Here is a 17030-nt window from a genome sequence, read left to right as displayed (position 1 = left end):
ATGAATGAAACTCTAAAACGAGGGATATCAGGAGTTGTTTACATAGTTTTATTAATCAGTTCTATTTTATATTCGACCGAAACTTTTTTTATTCTTTTTGGATTATTCCTTCTTATTGCTGTATACGAATTTTGTAATTTGGTTCATATACAAAAAATATTCCCCCTTTTATTTGCAGCAATCTCGTACACTAGTATTACACTTCTAAGTCATTACAATGATGTAACCGAAAATTTCATCAATGAACAATTTGACACGAAGCTCTCGCTAAAAGTAAATATTGAGCAACTTAACATCGTTCTTTTGGTAACAACGTTGGTAGTGTCAATCAAGTGTATTTTGTTTTTATTTTATGATAAAATTCAATCTATAAGCACATCGTCTAAGTACTTGTATTTACTAGGATATATTATCTTACCTTTCATTTTTATCACAAAGATTTCATTCGGAATTAATGACTACAATCCAAAAATCATCATTGGTTTGTTTATTTTGATCTGGACTAACGACACTTTTGCTTACATCGTTGGTAAATCAATTGGAAGAACTAAATTACTAGAAAAAATTTCACCAAAAAAAACCATAGAAGGATTTGCTGGCGGAATTGTATTTGCAATCGTTGCTGGTTATCTCATATCAAAATATTACATTAAGGCGAAACCCGAATTTAGCGAAAGATCTATTTTAATTTGGACTTCAATTGCCTTAATTGTAGGGGTTGCAGGAACTATTGGCGACTTAATCGAATCTAAATTCAAACGAATTGCTGCAGTAAAAGACAGCGGAAACATCATGCCAGGACACGGAGGCATTCTAGATCGACTAGATAGTGTTATATTTGTAGCACCTTTAATATTTTTATTTTATCAAATTTTAAATTATGTTTCATAAAGAAGGAACCCCGTCAATTTTATTAGGTACAATTTTTACCTCAGTTGTGCTGTTGTTAGCTGACAATTTTATTACAAGCAGTTGGCTAAAAATGGCGATACAAATAGTTGCATTACTACTATTAATCATCATATTGCAATTTTTTAGAAACCCTAAAAGAAGTGTAATCTTGAATGAAAATCAAATTATTGCACCGGTAGACGGTAAAGTGGTAGTTATTGAAGAGGTTTACGAAGGTGAATATTTTAAAGAAAACAAATTACAGGTTTCAATATTTATGTCACCAATCAATGTACACGTAACACGTTACGCAATGAGCGGAGTTATTAAATTTAGTAAATACCATCCGGGTAAGTTTTTAGTTGCTTGGCATCCAAAAGCTAGCGAGGAAAACGAAAGAACTACTGTGGTGATCGAAAATAAAAATTTTGGCGAAATATTATATCGTCAAATAGCTGGAGCACTTGCCCGTAGAATTGTTAATTACGCTGAACAAGGAATGCAAGTTGTTCAAGGTACCGATGCTGGTTTCATTAAATTTGGTTCAAGAGTAGATTTGTTTTTACCTCTGGGAACGCCAATAAATGTGGTTTTGAATCAAAAAGCGATTGGCGGAAAAACTATTATTGCAACAACAAAATAATGACTGACGCTACGTTAGAAAATCGATTTTTAGAAGCAGTACAAAAAGCTTCGGAAATGACACAAGCATCGCTGCCTCAAGACGTGCAATTGCGTCTCTACGCTTTTTATAAACAAGCGACCTTTGGCTATCTTGATCTAAAGCAAAACCCATCTTATCATTTAAGAGATGCTTTTAAAACCAACGCATGGATGCAAATTAGTCATCTCAGTGCGGATGAAGCCAAAGAAAATTACATTGAAATCATAAATTCATTATTACAAAAATAATACACGATGAGAAAATTACAAGTAATCCTTCCTATCTTGTTTTGTTGCGTTTCATTGCAAGCATGCAAAGACGATAAATTAATTGAAGTGGTTGAAGTCCCTCTACCAGAAGAGACCGAACAAAAAACCGTAGTAGGAAATCCTGATGATGTTGTGGCTGATGCAGGTTCATTTCAGATAGAAAAACTACCATATGGTTATGATGCGCTAACACCAAGTATCAGTATTAAAACAATAGAAACACATTACTCCAAACATTACCTTACATACACGAATAACTTAAACAAAGCACTTGTAGGGACTGCTTTAGAAAACCTTACCATCGAGGAAGTTCTCGCAAAACTAGACCCTAACGATGCAGCGATACGAAACAATGCTGGCGGTTATTATAATCATTCTTTGTACTGGAAGTGTATGGCTCCAAAATCCGGAGGTCAACCTACTGGCACTTTATTAGATGCTATAAATAAAGACTTCGGGTCGTATGATTTGTTTGTTTCTCAATTTAAAAGCGAGGCTACCAAACACTTTGGTTCAGGTTGGGTTTGGCTTATTGTAGATCGAAGCGACAAATTAGTTATCACCACAACTGCAAACCAAGACAATCCGCTAATGCGAAATGCATTGGTACCAGGAAAACCTATTTTGGCTCTTGATGTTTGGGAACATTCTTATTACTTGGATTATCAATACCGAAGAACCAATTATATTGATGGCTTTTTTAATGTTATCAATTGGAAAAAAATTCAAGAAAATTTTGAAAACACCCAAATATAAAAAAAGCTGCAGCCTATTGAGACTGCAGCTTTCTTTTTAAACTATATTTAATTTTCTACCTCTGTAATTGATTTGTAACAACTACAATACTGAGCGGCGACAGCACTACTTTTTTAAGCCTTTTACGAGTAAAAACATCTGTAAATGAGCCACTTTGTAACTTAGCATTATTTACCGTTTAACTTTTAGAACCTCGGTTGATAAATACTAAAACTTCTTCGGTACCTTTAGTTCTGCTAAATACATATAACTTTTGCTCATCATTGATCTCTAATGTTTTGTAATCTCCAGTGCGAATAGATTCGTATTTGTTGCGCAGTTGAATGAACTTTTTGTACCACTCCAATAGGTCAAAATTCACCAAAACATGATCTACATCATGCTGAGATTGGTCTGGATTCATCACTTCATCTTGGTATTTCATTTCTTGCCAAAGCATCGGTTTTCGGCAATCAGGATCATTACTGCCCCACATACCAACTTCGTCACCATAATAAATCATCGGTGAACCTAGATACAACAATTGAAATGCAGCAATAAGTTTCTGTTTTTCAATTTGAATCGTATTGGGTTTACGAGCATTGTATTGCTTGTTATTGCTTTTTTGACTCCAATTAAAATACGGTCCCCAATCACTGAATTTTTTACCATCGGGATTAGTAACTGCACTACCAATTCGCGTTGCATCATGACTACCTACTAAATTTTGAATGTTGTAAGCAACCCCTTTTCCAAAAGCATTTCGCAATTCTTTTAATTGATTATCAAAATTAGTTACGGAACTTCCTGTGGAATCTTGAACAAAAAAATCGTGTACAATGAAAGAAAAATTATAATTCATAGTGGCATCAAATTCGTCACCACTTAAATAAGGTACTGTTTTATCAATAGGATCTACTAATTCTGCTGTAAGATATGCTTCGCTATTGATTGATTTTACAACTTTACGCCAATCTTTCCAAAAAGGATGCGCAATACAATAGGCTACATCCAATCGCCATCCATCAATACCAAATTCTTTTCCTTTATTCATCGGATTCATCCAACGTTTAGTTGCATCAAATATGTACTTCTTTGGACCTTCAACTAAACCATTAGCATCTTCTTTAAATTCTGGTAAAGTTTTTACACCAAACCAACCTTGGTATCTAAACTCCGTACCTGCGGCAACATCTTTCCAACTATCAACCATAAACCAATCTTTAAAAGCTGATTTTTCTTGATTTTGTGCAACATCTTTAAACGCAAAACTATTTGCACCTAAATGGTTAAAGACACCATCAAAAATGATAAACATTTTACGCTTATGTACTTCGTCAATTAATTTTAAAGCTAGTAAATCTGCCTTGGTCCAAACCCATTTTTCAGGATTTAAGGGATCTTCATTTAAAATCATTTTTTTATCCCCTTCAGGATCCGGTCCCAATGTAGGATCAACATGATGGTAACACAAAGCATCATATTTATGTGAAGAAGGCGCCCAAAAAATAGGGTTCATATAAATTGCATTGATACCTAATGATTGTAAATAATCCAATTTATCAATAACACCTTGCAAATCTCCACCATAGCGACGGCGCTGTAAATTATAATAAATATCCTTGCCATTACTTTTTTCGTATTCTTGCAATTGGTACCAATCGCTAATCCAAGGATGAATTTTGAAGTCTGAAGTAGTATCAAACGGATACGCTCCTTCCTGATCATTTACTTTAGGATCATTGCTTGGATCCCCATTATAAAAACGATCAGGGAAAATTTGATACCAAACTACACCTTTGCTCCAAGATGGTGTAAAATCAGTTTGTGCGAAACTTAGCGTGCAGCAAGATAGTAGCAAAAAGAGCATTCTTTTTTTGAACATTGTGGTTAAATTGGAATTAAAAATTAGTATGAGTTTACAATTGAAAAATAAACGATTCCGACGGAGCTATAGAAATCTTTATTTTTCCCTCACCGTTTTGTACTTCTAGTATTGCAGTTTGTTTTTGGTACAATTGGTCTTTAATAGAATACGAACCGTCTCTTAAATTCCATTTTGAGATTACATCCGAAGGAACTATTAAGTCAAAAGAACTTGTAGTTAACCAAGAAAAATTAGTTACAACTAGCAATTTTTGTTGATCAGACCAACGTACAAACGAGTATATTCCTGGATCATAGCCAGCGGTAAGCTCTCTATTTACCGATTGAATCTCTTGAAATTGCCCCATTAACGCCGAACTATTTGTAGAGAAATTCAACAGCCTTTTATAAAAATCACGTAAATCTTTCTCCTCTTGTGTTGATTGACCTCCGTCAAATTTACCACCATTCATCCATCTTTGGTGATTGGGTACTCCGATATAATCAAAAATTGAAGTTCTAGAATGGGTACCAAAACCAGCATTTTCATTACCTGCCTCGCCTACCTCTTGACCAAAGTACACCATAGTTGGTGACGAGCTAATTGTTGTAGAAACAACCATTAACGGCTTACCTTTTTGTGGCGTTCCGGCAAATTCAGGACTAGCCAATCGCTGTTCATCATGATTATCCAAAAAATGAAGCATATGATGTTCAATATCAGCCATACGATTTTGAATGCTAGATAAATCATCTGGCAGAGCTCTACCTTGAATAATGTCTTTTAACTTGTCATACGTCTCCACTTTATCATATAGGTAATCCATTTTACCTAAACGAATGTAATTGCGGTATTCAGCTGGGTTGTATACTTCGGCCAATAAAAAAGCATCTGAATTTCGCACTTTAATAGCCGAGTTCATGTAACTCCAAAATTCATACGGAACCATTTCGGCCATGTCAAATCTAAAACCATCTACGCCTTTATCAGTCCAATAAAGTGCAATATCTCTGAATTTTTTCCAAGAATCTGGAACGTCTTTGTCTTTCCAAAAATCAAAATGCTCTTTATATGATTTTGTATCAAATCCCCCTGGAAGTTCCGGAAAATCTTTCGACCCGTCTGGGCGAATTCCATAATTTACTTTAACCGTTTCGTACCAATCGTTGCGATCAGGTTTTGCCATTCGGGATCCGTTACCTGTCCATTTTGCAGGAAACTCCGAAAATTTCCCATCAATTGCAGGATTAAATTCGCCGTTTAATGGCTTATCCGTATCTGGAATTTCGAAGGCAGTGTTCGGAATGTAATAAAAGTTATTATCACGTTTATATTCTACAGAAACATCATCATTGGCTCCAAAATCAGTTACACCTTTGGGGTTGTTTTTGCCTTCATACTTTCGCGCAATGTGATTGGGAACAATATCTATCAAAACTTTCAGGCCTGCTTTGTGTGTTCTTGCAATTAATTCTTCAAATTCTTGCAGACGGTTGACAGGATTCACTGCTAAATCTGGATTAACATTGTAATAATCTTTCACCGCATAAGGAGAACCCGCACGACCTTTTACCACCTCTGCGTCATCATTTGAAATGCCTACATTGGTATAGTCTCTAATCACAGCATGATGCGGAACACCTGTGTACCAAATATAGGTAGCACCCAAATCTTTTATTTCAAAAAGAGCTTTGTCAGTAAAGTCATTAAATTTCCCAACTCCATTTTCTTCAATGGTTCCCCACGGTTTATTGGTCGTATTGGTATTGCCGAACAAACGTGTAAACACTTGATAAACTACTTCTTTTTTTGGAGTATTGCTGTCATTGTACTTTTTATCCATCGTGATTCCTTTTGTTTTACAAGCTGTTGCACAAAGCACTGCACTCAGTCCTGCAACGATAGTTATTTTTTTCATAATATAAAATTATCTAAACTACTTTAAGATGTTTAGCACCTTAAAAAGAAATTAAAGTTGAAATTTAATATATTTTTGCTGCAACTCCGATTCTAGCTAAAAATTTTATCCGCCATAATTTGTTTTCAAATTTACTACAACGAAAGAGTTTGCCAAACTGTTGATAACTTTGACTAAAACAACATGACCCTCCTGCTAAGACCGCTTATAAATAAATCTTAATATGGATTAGTATTGCTTGCTTTTTCATAAATTTGTGAAAAATTTAATCCCTTGAAAAAACTGTTGCTTTTTGCTCTCTTTGCTTTCCTTTTTTTGGTTAGCAGCACTCTTTTGGCACAAGCTCCCAAAAAAATAATCATCGAAAATGCTGATTTTTCAGATGTGAATCAAGTTGAAGTTCCTGATGCTGTTTTGTTGATCGGAAATGTTCGTGTGAATCACGACGGCATTGTGCTTACCTGCAACAAAGCCTACTACTTCGAGAAAGAAAAATACATCAAAGCCTTTGGAAATGTACAAATGGTTCAAGGTGACACTTTGTTCTTGAACAGTAAATACGCTGAATACAATGGCTTGGTTAAAAAAGCTTACGCTTCAGGAGAGGCTGTCATGAGTTCGCCTGACGCCACTTTAATGACTGAAGTTCTTAATTTTGACCGAAACATTCAAGAGGTGTATTACGACACACCCGGAACTATCATCAATAAAGACAATACTTTAAAGAGTAATTCTGGGCGGTACTATGTAAAAGAGAAAAAATTTCAATTTTTAACGGCTGTTAGCATCACCAATCCTACTTATGTAATCAAGTCGAATCACTTAGATTATTTTAGTAACTCTGGTCACTCCTATTTGTTGGGACCATCAACAATTACTAGTAAAGCCAATTATATTTATACTGAAAAAGGTTTTTACGATACTAAAAAAAATCTCGCCCATTTTTTAAACAAATCTTATATTAGGTATGACGATCGGTTAATAAAAGGAGATAGTTTGTACTACGATAGAAATCGAGAATTTGCATCGGCTAGTAGGAATGTAAAAATAACCGACTCTATTAACCGCGGAATAGTAAAAGGACATTACGCCGAAGTTTACAAAAAACTAGACTCCATGTTTGTAACCAAGAGAGCAGTTGCAGTGAATTTTGTAGAAAATGACTCGGTTTACATTCACGGAAAAAAATTAATGGTGACCGGGAAAGAGGGAAATCGAATCATTAGAGCATTTAACAATGTTCGCTTTTTCAAAAAAGATATGAGTGGTAAATGTGATTCTATTCATTCTAGCTCGAAAACAGCTTTAACAAAACTAATTGGAAATCCGATTTTGTGGAACGCTGAAAACCAAATTACAGGCGATGTCATGCACTTGATTGGTAACAATACAACAGAAAAGTTGGATTCGCTAAAAGTTCTCGAAAATACATTTATTGTCTCAAAAGACACAATCGGGACCGGTTACAACCAAGTCAAAGGTCAAAACTTGTATGGGAAATTTAAAGAAGGAAAACTGCACGATGTAGATGTGGTAAAAAATACTGAAGTCATTTATTACATGCGCAATGACGACCAAGAATTAATTGGTATTAATAAAAACAAAAGCAGTAAAATCAATTTGATTTTAGAAAACAATGAAGTGGAAACCATTACTTTTTTCCAACAAGTTGATGGCGATATTTTTCCTGAAAAAGAATTACCTGAAAACGCTCGAATTCTGCGAGGTTTTGTTTGGCGTGGCGACGAGCGAATCAAATCAAAAGACGATATTTTTCCGCCAGAAGAAAATAGCGACAATGATAAAATTGAAAAGGCTTTAAAAACTGCAGTAGCCAAGAAAAACGTTCCTTTGAAAACTAGAAAAGAAACGCTAAATTTTGACAAAAAGAAGACTAAGAAATAGTTGCAGTTGGCAGTGCATAGTCGCAGTTGACAGTCGCAGTATACAATAACAATAATATAGTATCAGTTGGCAGTGTGCAGTCGAATTGAACATTTAGCTAGAAAAAAAGCATACAATAAACGAATAAACAATAATTTGTGAAGACAGATTTTTTAACATACCAAGCTCAAACATCTCCGTATCCGTTAGGAATGGAGATTTCGCATGCGGTAGGAAGCTACATTTACAATACCAATCAACAAAAATACCTTGACTTTGTAGCAGGCGTTTCAGCTTGTTCACTTGGTCATCAACACCCACGGGTGAATCAAGCTATTAAAGATCAGCTAGACAAATATTCACACGTGATGGTTTATGGTGAATACGCTCAAAGTCCAGCCGTAGAATATTGTAAACTTATGGCTACCCTTCTACCCGATCCCTTAGACACCACCTATTTAGTGAATTCAGGTACAGAGGCAATAGAAGGCGCTTTAAAATTGGCCCGCCGTGTTACAGGTCGCAGTCAGCTTATATCCTGCCACAATGCCTATCACGGCAACACAATGGGATCGTTGAGTGTGATGGGATTTGAAGAACGTAAACAAGTATTCAGACCGTTGATTCCTGATGTAGATTTTATTACTTTTAATAACGAAGCCGATTTAGAAAAAATCACCACCAAAACAGCTGGAATTTTACTAGAAACTATCCAAGGTGGAGCCGGTTTTATACAACCAGAGAACGATTTTTTACAAAAAGTACGCGCTCGTTGCAACGAGGTTGGCGCATTATTAATTTTAGATGAAATCCAACCCGGATTTGGGCGTACAGGAAAACTGTTTGGTTTTGAACATTACAATGCAATTCCTGATATTGTAGTCATGGGTAAAGGAATGGGCGGCGGCATGCCAGTGGGTGCTTTTACTGCTTCTGCCGATATGATGAAACTTTTGAGTCACAACCCCAAATTAGGACATATAACCACTTTTGGAGGACATCCTGTCATTGCGGCAGCTTGTTTGGCTACTTTGAAAGAAATTACAGAGACAAATTTAATGGCCGAAGCGCTTGAGAAGGAAAAACTGTTTCGCTCGCTTTTGGTACACCCTTTGATACAGGAAGTTAGAGGAAAAGGATTGATGCTAGCCGCAATGACCGCAGTTCCTGAAATAACAAACGAAGTAATTTTAACCTGTCAAGACAGAGGATTGATCTTGTTTTGGTTGCTTTTTGAAGGATGTGCTATTAGAATTACGCCTCCATTAACTATTTCTGAAGATGAAATACGCGAAGGTTGCGCCATCATTTTAGAAGTTATGGATGAAATTTACGCTAGAAACAACTGATAAAAACGTAAAAGCTTAATATTTCAAATAGCTTTCTCTAAAGATACAGAACTCCAAAGGCGTGTTAATTAAATTGTTCACAACAATTTGACAGAGTATCCGCAATACAAAACCGAATACCTAATTTTAGGTAGGTCAATTAAAAATACAAAGTATGCAATTAAGCAACGAAGAAGAAGACTATAACTTATCTCTTTCCAAATTTGAATCGATGTTGAAAACGAACAAGGTTTTCTTTTTTGACTCGGAAGAATTTGAAGAAATAATCCTGCATTATCTTGATATGGGCAAGGCTTCTTTGGCAAAAAAAGCACTCAAATTAGCATTAGAACAACACCCTAGATCTACTGGTTTAAAGTTGGTTCAAGTGGAAATGTTGGTCTACGATGACAAACTAGAATTGGCTGAAAAATTGCTGAACGAATTGTATGCTATTGAACCCAATAACGAGGAAATTTACATTCAAAAAGCAAATATTTGTTCCAAAAGAGACCAACACGAAAAAGCAGTTGAATTGCTTAAAATTGCTTTACAATACACCGATGACTTGGCTGATGTGTACAACTTGATTGGAATGGAATACCTTTTTATGGATAATTTTGAATTGGCAAAAACAAACTTCATCAATTGTCTAGAGGAAGATCTTGAAGATCAATCGGCGTTGTACAACGTTGTGTATTGCTTTGAGTTTTTAGACCAAAATCAAGATGCCATACAGTTTTTAAAAACCTATATCGACAAAAAACCATATAGCGAAATTGCTTGGCACCAATTAGGTCGCTTGCACTATAGTGAAAAAGAATACCAAGATGCCATTCGCGCCTTTGAATATGCTACGTTAATTGATGACGAATTTTTAGGTGCTTTTATGGAAAAAGCCAAAGCCTACGAACGACTCAAAAAATATGAAGAAGCTATTGAAAGCTATACGCGCACCATCGAATTGGATGATGCTACTTCCTATGCTTTATTGCGATTGGGAAAATGCCACGAAAAATTAGGCAATAGTGCCTTGGCAATCAAATTTTACAACCAAACCGTGCACGAAGACCCTTTGTTAGATAAAGGTTGGATTGCCATTACTGATTTTTATGTTCGATTAAAAAATTATCAAAAAGCATTGTTTTTTGTCAATAAAGCGTTGGCAATTGACAATCAAAACCGCTTGTATTGGAAACGTTACGCGAGTATCAACAAGCAAATGAACTTTTTTGAAGAAGCAGAATTTGGCTATCGCAAAGCAGTTGAATTTGGAGAAACTGGTTTAGAAACCTGGCTATTTTGGGTAGATATTTTGCAATTTTTAGGCGAATTTGAAAGCGCCGTGCAAACTTTATTGCAAGCCTCTGAGTATTTCCCTGAAGAAAACGAAATAGAATACCGCTTGGCCGGAATTTATTACATGATTTCTGATGCGACTAAAGCTAAGTTTCATTTGAGCAATGGATTGCGATTGAATTTTGAAAATCATACCCTTCTTGAGGAACTATTCCCGGTGGTTTGGGCCAAAAAATCAGTGCAAAACTATATTGCCAAAAACAGAAAATAAAGATGAGTGAACTGCTTCGCAAACATTTTGGATTATTAGGACGCAACATTAGCTATTCTTTTTCGAAAGGATATTTTACAGAAAAATTTGATAACGAAAATTTTGAAGGTCATAGTTACGAGAATTTTGACATAGCTACGATTGACGAATTTCCAGAAGTTATAAGCAACAACAAAGATTTAAAAGGCTTGAATGTGACCATTCCGTACAAAGAAACGATCATTCCTTACTTGCAAAAACTATCTAAAAAAGCAGCTCAAATTGGTGCTGTGAACACTATAAAAATTACAAAAAAAGGAAATTTAAAAGGCTACAACACGGATTATTTTGGTTTCAAAAAATCACTACAACCACTATTGCAAGCACATCATAAAAAGGCATTAATTTTAGGTACAGGCGGCGCTTCAAAAGGAGTCGCATTTGCATTAGATGAACTCGATATTCCGTACACTTTTGTTTCTCGTGAAAGCAAGGAAAACAGTATTGGATATGAGTTAATAAATGCAACCACTTTTGATAATTACCAAATTATCATCAATGCAACTCCTGTGGGTACAAGCCCCAACACCGATGCTTGCCCTGATTTGCCTTATGAATTTTTCACGACAAAACACATCGCTTACGATTTAATTTACAATCCAGCCGAAACGCTTTTCTTAAAAAAAGCGGCGGCGCAAGGCGCACAAACCAAAAACGGTTTAGACATGCTGATTTTTCAAGCTGAAAAAGCTTGGAAGATTTGGAATAGATAAAACCTTTCTCTTAGTTTTAAAACTCCCAAAACGATTTTGTTTTTGGGAGTTTTTTGTTTTGGAAAAGTATCAAAACAAAACTCCTAGACCAGATTGAAACGATATCTCCGGATTTTAAAAAGCAAAATCCTTTCGGCCGCTGTTTTTTTTTCGAAAATATAGCGGGGTGATAGACATCGAAGATTCAGCAGAGCTAAATTGCTCCTAATGAAAATTCTCTTTTGCAGTGTGAGTAATAAAGTACGTTGTATATTTTGTATTTTCGAACGGCTTTACTACCTTTCGACTTGATTATAAACCACAACTTATACATTGAACCAATGTTAGAAGAACAGAACGATAACCTGTTGCGTACGGAAAACGACACAGATGGAAACACCGCACAGCACGAAGCAACTGAACCAACTGTTGCTACTACTGAACCGCAAACTGATACGCACGCACAAGCCGTAGAAGCTATTGCAGCTACTAATGCCGCTGAAAGTGAAGAGGCTACGCCTAATAAGGAATTGCAAATACCGATGCAAGATTATGAGGCTTTACCACTAGAAGATTTGGTGAGCGCACTCAAAGATTTTGTGAGTAAAGACCAACCTTTGAGCTTCAAAGAACACATTGAGGAGATTAAAAAAGCATTTTTGGCTAAATACAATCACTTGATTGAAGAAAAAAGAGCTGCTTTTTTAGCTGAAAATCAAGACCCAACTGAGGATTTTGAATACCACTCGCCACTGAAAGCACAGTTTGACAGCTATTTTTCAAAATACAGAGAACTAAAAAACAATCACTTTAAAAGTGTACAAAATAATTTAAAAGCGAATTTAGAGGAACGTTTGGCTATTGTCGAAGAACTAAAGGAGCTTATTGACCCACAGGCGAACATTAAAGATATCCTGAAACCCTTTAATGAATTGCGTGAGCGTTGGAAAAATGCGGGTCCGATTCCTAAAGACAAATACAACCATGTTTGGAACAACTACCATTTTCACGTGGAGAATTTTTACGATTATTTGCACCTCGACAGAGAGGCACGCGACCTTGATTTTAAGCACAATTTAGAGCAAAAACAAAAAATTGTAGCGCGTGTAGAAGCCTTGGTTCATGAAGAAGATGTTGCTAAAGCTTTTAGAGAATTACAAGATTTGCACCGTATTTGGAAAGAGGATATTGGTCCTGTTTCACGCGAGCACAGAGAAAGTATTTGGAATCGTTTTAGTGAACTTACTAAACAAATGCACGATAAAAGAGAACTTTTGTTTGAAAACCAACGTGCAATTGAAAATGATAATTTGAAACGCAAAGAGGAAATTATTGCGCAAATTGAAGTTTTGGCTACTGAAAAAGTAGAGGCTCATACACAATGGCTGGCGCAAATTGCAAAAGTAGAAGCTTTGAGAAACGCCTTTTTTGAGGCTGGAAAAGTTCCTGCTGAAGTAAACGAAGCTACTTGGAACCGTTTTAAAATAGCCGTTCGCAACTTCAATACTTTTAAAAACTCGTTTTATAAAGACATCAAAAAAGATCAAAACGACAATTTGAATAAAAAATTGGCTTTGGTTGCCAAAGCACAAGAGCTTCAAGAAAGCACTGACTTTGCTGCTACTACACCTATCATGAAGCAAATTCAAGAGGAATGGAAAACTATTGGTCATGTACCTAGAAAACATTCTGAGAAAATTTGGAAGGATTTTAGAGCGGCTTGCAACCACTATTTTGATCAATTGAAAGCACACCAAAACGACGAAAATAACGAAGAAGTTGTTGCTTTTGAAAATAAGAAAAATTATTTAGAAGGATTGCGCACTTTTGAATTATCAGGAGAGCACAAAGCCGATTTAGATGCCATTAAATTGCATATTGAAACTTGGAAAAACTTTGGTAAAGTACCGTTCCCAAGAAGACATATTGAAGGTAAATTCAATAAAATTTTGGATGCGCTTTTTGAAAAATTAAGTTTGAGTAAAAAAGATTCTGACATGATGCGTTTTGCTAACAGAATGGATCAATTATCAGAAAGTAATGATAGCCGTAAACTGGATAGCGAGAAGATTTTTATCATGCGCAAAATAGAAGAAGTTCAGAACGAAATTTTTCAATTGGAAAACAACATTCAGTTTTTTACCAATACCAAAAATGCCAAAAAAGAAAATTCAATTGTACTAGAAGTTCGTAAAAACATCGCTATACACAAGGAAGGTCTAGCAGTGTGGAAAGAAAAACTTCAGCAATTACGTAACATTAAAATTGAAGAGTAGTATTACAACTCATAAAAAAAGAGGCCAAATGGCCTCTTTTTTTATATCCAATTTCGAATTAAATTTAGGACTGTCCTTTTTTATTCATCACTAAATAATATACCGGAATTCCTAAACCCACGATACACAAGCCTAAACCAGTATTGAACGTATCGTAAATCAATAAAGTGATACAAATTGCAACCGTTACTACAATATAAAGTGCAGGAACTACAGGATAGCCAAATGCTCTGTATGGCCTATCGGCATTAGGTTCTTTTTTGCGTAAAATAAAAACTCCTAAAATAGTAAGAATATAAAATAATAAGGACGCAAAAGTGGCATAGGTCAATAAATCACCAAACTTGCCAGAGATACACAAAACACAAGCCCAAATACATTGTACCCACAAGGCTTTTGCAGGAACTTGATTTTTATTTAACTCCGTAGCTTGTTTAAAAAACAAACCATCTTTAGCCATCGCAAAAAATAAACGACCTCCCGAAAGAATCAAGCCACTATTACAACCAAAAGTAGACACCATAATCAAAGCAGCCATCGCTAAAACACTCACATCACCCATTATCATACTTGCAGCTGCCGCTCCTACTCTGTCATTGCTTGCAAACATAATTCCGTTAGCCGCAATATCAGTAGCTGCAGGTGTTCCTTGCAAAGGTAATAATGCCAAATAAGCCACATTAGCTAAAACGTAAACCACGGTAACAATTAACGTACCCAGAAACAAACTACGTGGAATATTCTTTTTTGGGTCTTTGATTTCACCAGCAATAAAAGTAACATTATTCCAAGCATCACTAGAAAATAATGAGTTTATTATTGTTGCTCCAGCGGCTCCCAAAAGCGCCATCCCGGCGAGTTTTGTTACGGTTACTGAACCGTCAGGCTGAACTACGGTTTTACTAGCATCCCACATGTTTTCAAAATTATCCGACAAAACGTTGGTTTGCAACCCCACATATAATCCTAAAATAATCAATGCAAATAGGGCAATCAATTTGGCAGATGTAAAAATAAGTTGGACTGTTTTACCACTTTCAACTCCTTTGGTGTTGATGTAAGTTAGTAAAACAATACTAAAAATAGCCAGTACTTTTTGATAAGAAAAAACAAAATTTTCGCCTACTGTAAATAACGTTTGATCTAATACTGGAAAAAAAATAGCGGCATAATTTGCAAAAGTTACTGCTATCGCTGCAATAACTCCGGTTTGAATTACCGTAAAAACTGTCCAACCGTACAGGAAAGAGACCAACCTACCGTAAGCGCGCTGTATGTACACAAATTGTCCACCGGCTTTTGGCATCATGCCTGCCAGTTCCCCATAGCTCAATGCTGCAGCCACAGTAATGATTCCGGTTATGATCCAAATGACTAACAACCAAGCAGCAGAACCAATATCTCTGGCCATTGCTGATGTTACAATAAAAATTCCAGAACCAATCATGGAACCAGCAACTAAACTCGTTGCATCAATTAATCCTAATGATCTTTTTAACTCGGTTTTATCTTCTGACATTGGTAATTTTTTATAAATCTAAAACTAAACTTTAACTCTGAAAACAAAAACTACAACTTCTTTGCCTCTTCCCAAAAAACATCCATCTCTGCTAATGTCATATCCATGAGAGGTTTTCCCATTTCACCAGCTTTACTTTCTAAGTACTGAAAACGTTTGATGAATTTTTTATTGGTTCTTTCTAGCGCATCCTCGGGATTCACTTTCAAGAAACGGGCGTAATTGATCATCGAAAACAAGACATCGCCAAACTCAGCTTCTATTTTATCTTGATCGCCAGCAGCAACCTCAACTTGTAATTCTTGCAATTCCTCTTGTACTTTGTCCCAAACTTGTTGTGGTTCTTCCCAATCAAATCCGACGCCTTTCACTTTGTCTTGAATTCGGCTGGCTTTCACTAAGGCTGGTAAACTTTTTGGGACTCCTTCTAAAACTGATTTCTTGCCCTCTTTAAGTTTCAGTTTTTCCCAATTTTGTTTTACTTCTTCTTCATCTTCAACAACCACATCCCCGTAAATATGTGGATGACGGTGAATCAATTTCTCTGAAATTTCATTGCACACATCAGCAATGTCAAAATCATTTGTCTCACTTCCTATTTTGGCGTAAAAAACCAAATGCAGCAACAAGTCGCCCAACTCTTTTTTTACTTCAGTCAGATCATTATCCAAAATAGCGTCGCCCAACTCATAAGTTTCCTCGATAGTTAGGTGACGTAAGCTTTGCATGGTTTGTTTTTTATCCCAAGGACATTTTTCACGCAAATCGTCCATAATGTCCAATAATCGTTCGAAAGCTTTCAGTTGGTTTGCTCTAGAGTTCATCTGTATTGTTTTTTAGTAAAAATAAAAAAATCCTGTTCAGAAAAAACTGAAACAGGATTAATTTGTAATTTAGTTATGCGCTATTCTTTTTTAGCTTTTGCTTTTTTAGCAGGTGCTTTTTCTTCGGTTGCTTCCGTTGCTTCTTCTTCTGGAGTTGCCTCTGTGGCAGTAGGACTTACCAATAAATCTTTTGCTTGCAAAATACCGTACCAGTTTAAAATTTTCTTGATATCTGATGGGTACACGCGTTCTTCATCGTAATTTGGCAAGATTTCTTTAAAGTAAGCCGCTAATTTAGCGTTATCTTCTTTGTGAGAAAGTGCTGGACCATTATTTTCTTTATCAGCAATAGTTTGCATGATTTCGGCCAAAGGTTTTTCACCTTCGTACGTATAAATTGAAATTTCAGAAAGCAAACTTACATTGCTTTTTAAATTTACTGTAATTTTTTTTCCATCAGCCAATGATTCAGCTACGAATCCAGTTCTGGTTTGTACTCTCAAAATGTATAAACCTGGTTTCCCAGAAATAGCTAATATTTTTTCTAAATTCAT

General features: G+C 35.8%; 14 protein-coding genes. 9 read left to right on the top strand and 5 right to left on the bottom strand.

Features of this window, described 5'->3' with window-relative positions:
• From L1S34_RS06470 to L1S34_RS06455, 4 genes are read left to right on the top strand one after another with little or no spacing between them, the layout of a single operon-like run.
• Nucleotides 1-891, top strand: a complete 891-nt coding sequence (locus L1S34_RS06470; protein ID WP_236363318.1) for a phosphatidate cytidylyltransferase — start codon at nucleotides 1-3, stop codon at nucleotides 889-891.
• Nucleotides 881-1534 (top strand): phosphatidylserine decarboxylase family protein, encoded by a 654-nt coding sequence (locus L1S34_RS06465; RefSeq protein ID WP_236363317.1) that lies wholly within the window; start codon nucleotides 881-883, stop codon nucleotides 1532-1534. Before L1S34_RS06470 ends, L1S34_RS06465 begins: the two co-directional genes overlap by 11 nt.
• A complete protein-coding gene (locus L1S34_RS06460) occupies nucleotides 1534-1803 on the top strand; it encodes an acyl-CoA-binding protein (RefSeq protein ID WP_236363316.1) in 270 nt (89 codons plus the stop codon). Before L1S34_RS06465 ends, L1S34_RS06460 begins: the two co-directional genes overlap by 1 nt.
• A 6-nt stretch (nucleotides 1804-1809) precedes the next feature.
• Nucleotides 1810-2580 carry a superoxide dismutase gene (locus L1S34_RS06455; protein ID WP_236363315.1) on the top strand — a complete coding sequence of 257 codons (771 nt, stop codon included), beginning with the start codon at nucleotides 1810-1812 and terminating at the stop codon, nucleotides 2578-2580.
• A 178-nt stretch (nucleotides 2581-2758) separates the two neighbouring features.
• Here L1S34_RS06455 and L1S34_RS06450 read toward each other — a convergent pair whose 3' ends face one another.
• Together L1S34_RS06450 and L1S34_RS06445 are read right to left on the bottom strand one after the other, a co-directional pair.
• Nucleotides 2759-4444, bottom strand: a complete 1686-nt coding sequence (locus L1S34_RS06450) for a glycoside hydrolase family 13 protein (RefSeq protein ID WP_236363314.1) — start codon at nucleotides 4442-4444, stop codon at nucleotides 2759-2761.
• A gap of 34 nt (nucleotides 4445-4478) precedes the next feature.
• On the bottom strand, nucleotides 4479-6344 hold the full coding sequence (locus L1S34_RS06445; RefSeq protein WP_236363313.1) for an alpha-amylase family protein: 1866 nt from the start codon (nucleotides 6342-6344) through the stop codon (nucleotides 4479-4481).
• Between the two features lie 282 nt (nucleotides 6345-6626).
• Between L1S34_RS06445 and L1S34_RS06440 the strand changes: the two genes are divergently transcribed.
• The 5 genes from L1S34_RS06440 to L1S34_RS06420 all read left to right on the top strand — a co-directional run bounded on the left by L1S34_RS06440 (nucleotide 6627) and on the right by L1S34_RS06420 (nucleotide 14133).
• A complete protein-coding gene (locus L1S34_RS06440) occupies nucleotides 6627-8249 on the top strand; it encodes an OstA-like protein (RefSeq protein WP_236363449.1) in 1623 nt (540 codons plus the stop codon).
• Between the two features lie 191 nt (nucleotides 8250-8440).
• Nucleotides 8441-9577, top strand: coding sequence for an aspartate aminotransferase family protein (locus L1S34_RS06435; protein ID WP_255710741.1), 1137 nt, complete (start codon nucleotides 8441-8443; stop codon nucleotides 9575-9577).
• Nucleotides 9578-9731: 154 nt separating this feature from the next.
• Nucleotides 9732-11126 (top strand): tetratricopeptide repeat protein, encoded by a 1395-nt coding sequence (locus L1S34_RS06430; RefSeq protein WP_166135153.1) that lies wholly within the window; start codon nucleotides 9732-9734, stop codon nucleotides 11124-11126.
• Between the two features lie 2 nt (nucleotides 11127-11128).
• On the top strand, nucleotides 11129-11878 hold the full coding sequence (locus tag L1S34_RS06425; protein WP_236363311.1) for a shikimate dehydrogenase family protein: 750 nt from the start codon (nucleotides 11129-11131) through the stop codon (nucleotides 11876-11878).
• Nucleotides 11879-12198: 320 nt separating this feature from the next.
• Nucleotides 12199-14133, top strand: coding sequence for a DUF349 domain-containing protein (locus L1S34_RS06420; protein WP_236363310.1), 1935 nt, complete (start codon nucleotides 12199-12201; stop codon nucleotides 14131-14133).
• A 64-nt stretch (nucleotides 14134-14197) separates the two neighbouring features.
• On the opposite strand, the gene L1S34_RS06415 is transcribed toward L1S34_RS06420, so the two are convergent.
• The 3 genes from L1S34_RS06415 to L1S34_RS06405 form a co-directional block, all read right to left on the bottom strand.
• Nucleotides 14198-15652 (bottom strand): APC family permease, encoded by a 1455-nt coding sequence (locus L1S34_RS06415; protein WP_236363309.1) that lies wholly within the window; start codon nucleotides 15650-15652, stop codon nucleotides 14198-14200.
• Between the two features lie 50 nt (nucleotides 15653-15702).
• Nucleotides 15703-16476, bottom strand: a complete 774-nt coding sequence (mazG, locus tag L1S34_RS06410; RefSeq protein ID WP_166135141.1) for a nucleoside triphosphate pyrophosphohydrolase — start codon at nucleotides 16474-16476, stop codon at nucleotides 15703-15705.
• Nucleotides 16477-16556: 80 nt separating this feature from the next.
• Nucleotides 16557-17030, bottom strand: coding sequence for a DUF5606 family protein (locus L1S34_RS06405; RefSeq protein WP_166135138.1), 474 nt, complete (start codon nucleotides 17028-17030; stop codon nucleotides 16557-16559).

The organism is Flavobacterium sp. K77 (assembly GCF_021608205.1).
Taxonomy (GTDB): Bacteria; Bacteroidota; Bacteroidia; order Flavobacteriales; family Flavobacteriaceae; genus Flavobacterium; species Flavobacterium turcicum.
Note: the sequence above shows the minus strand (reverse complement) of the source record. Positions and strands in the feature narration are given on the sequence as shown.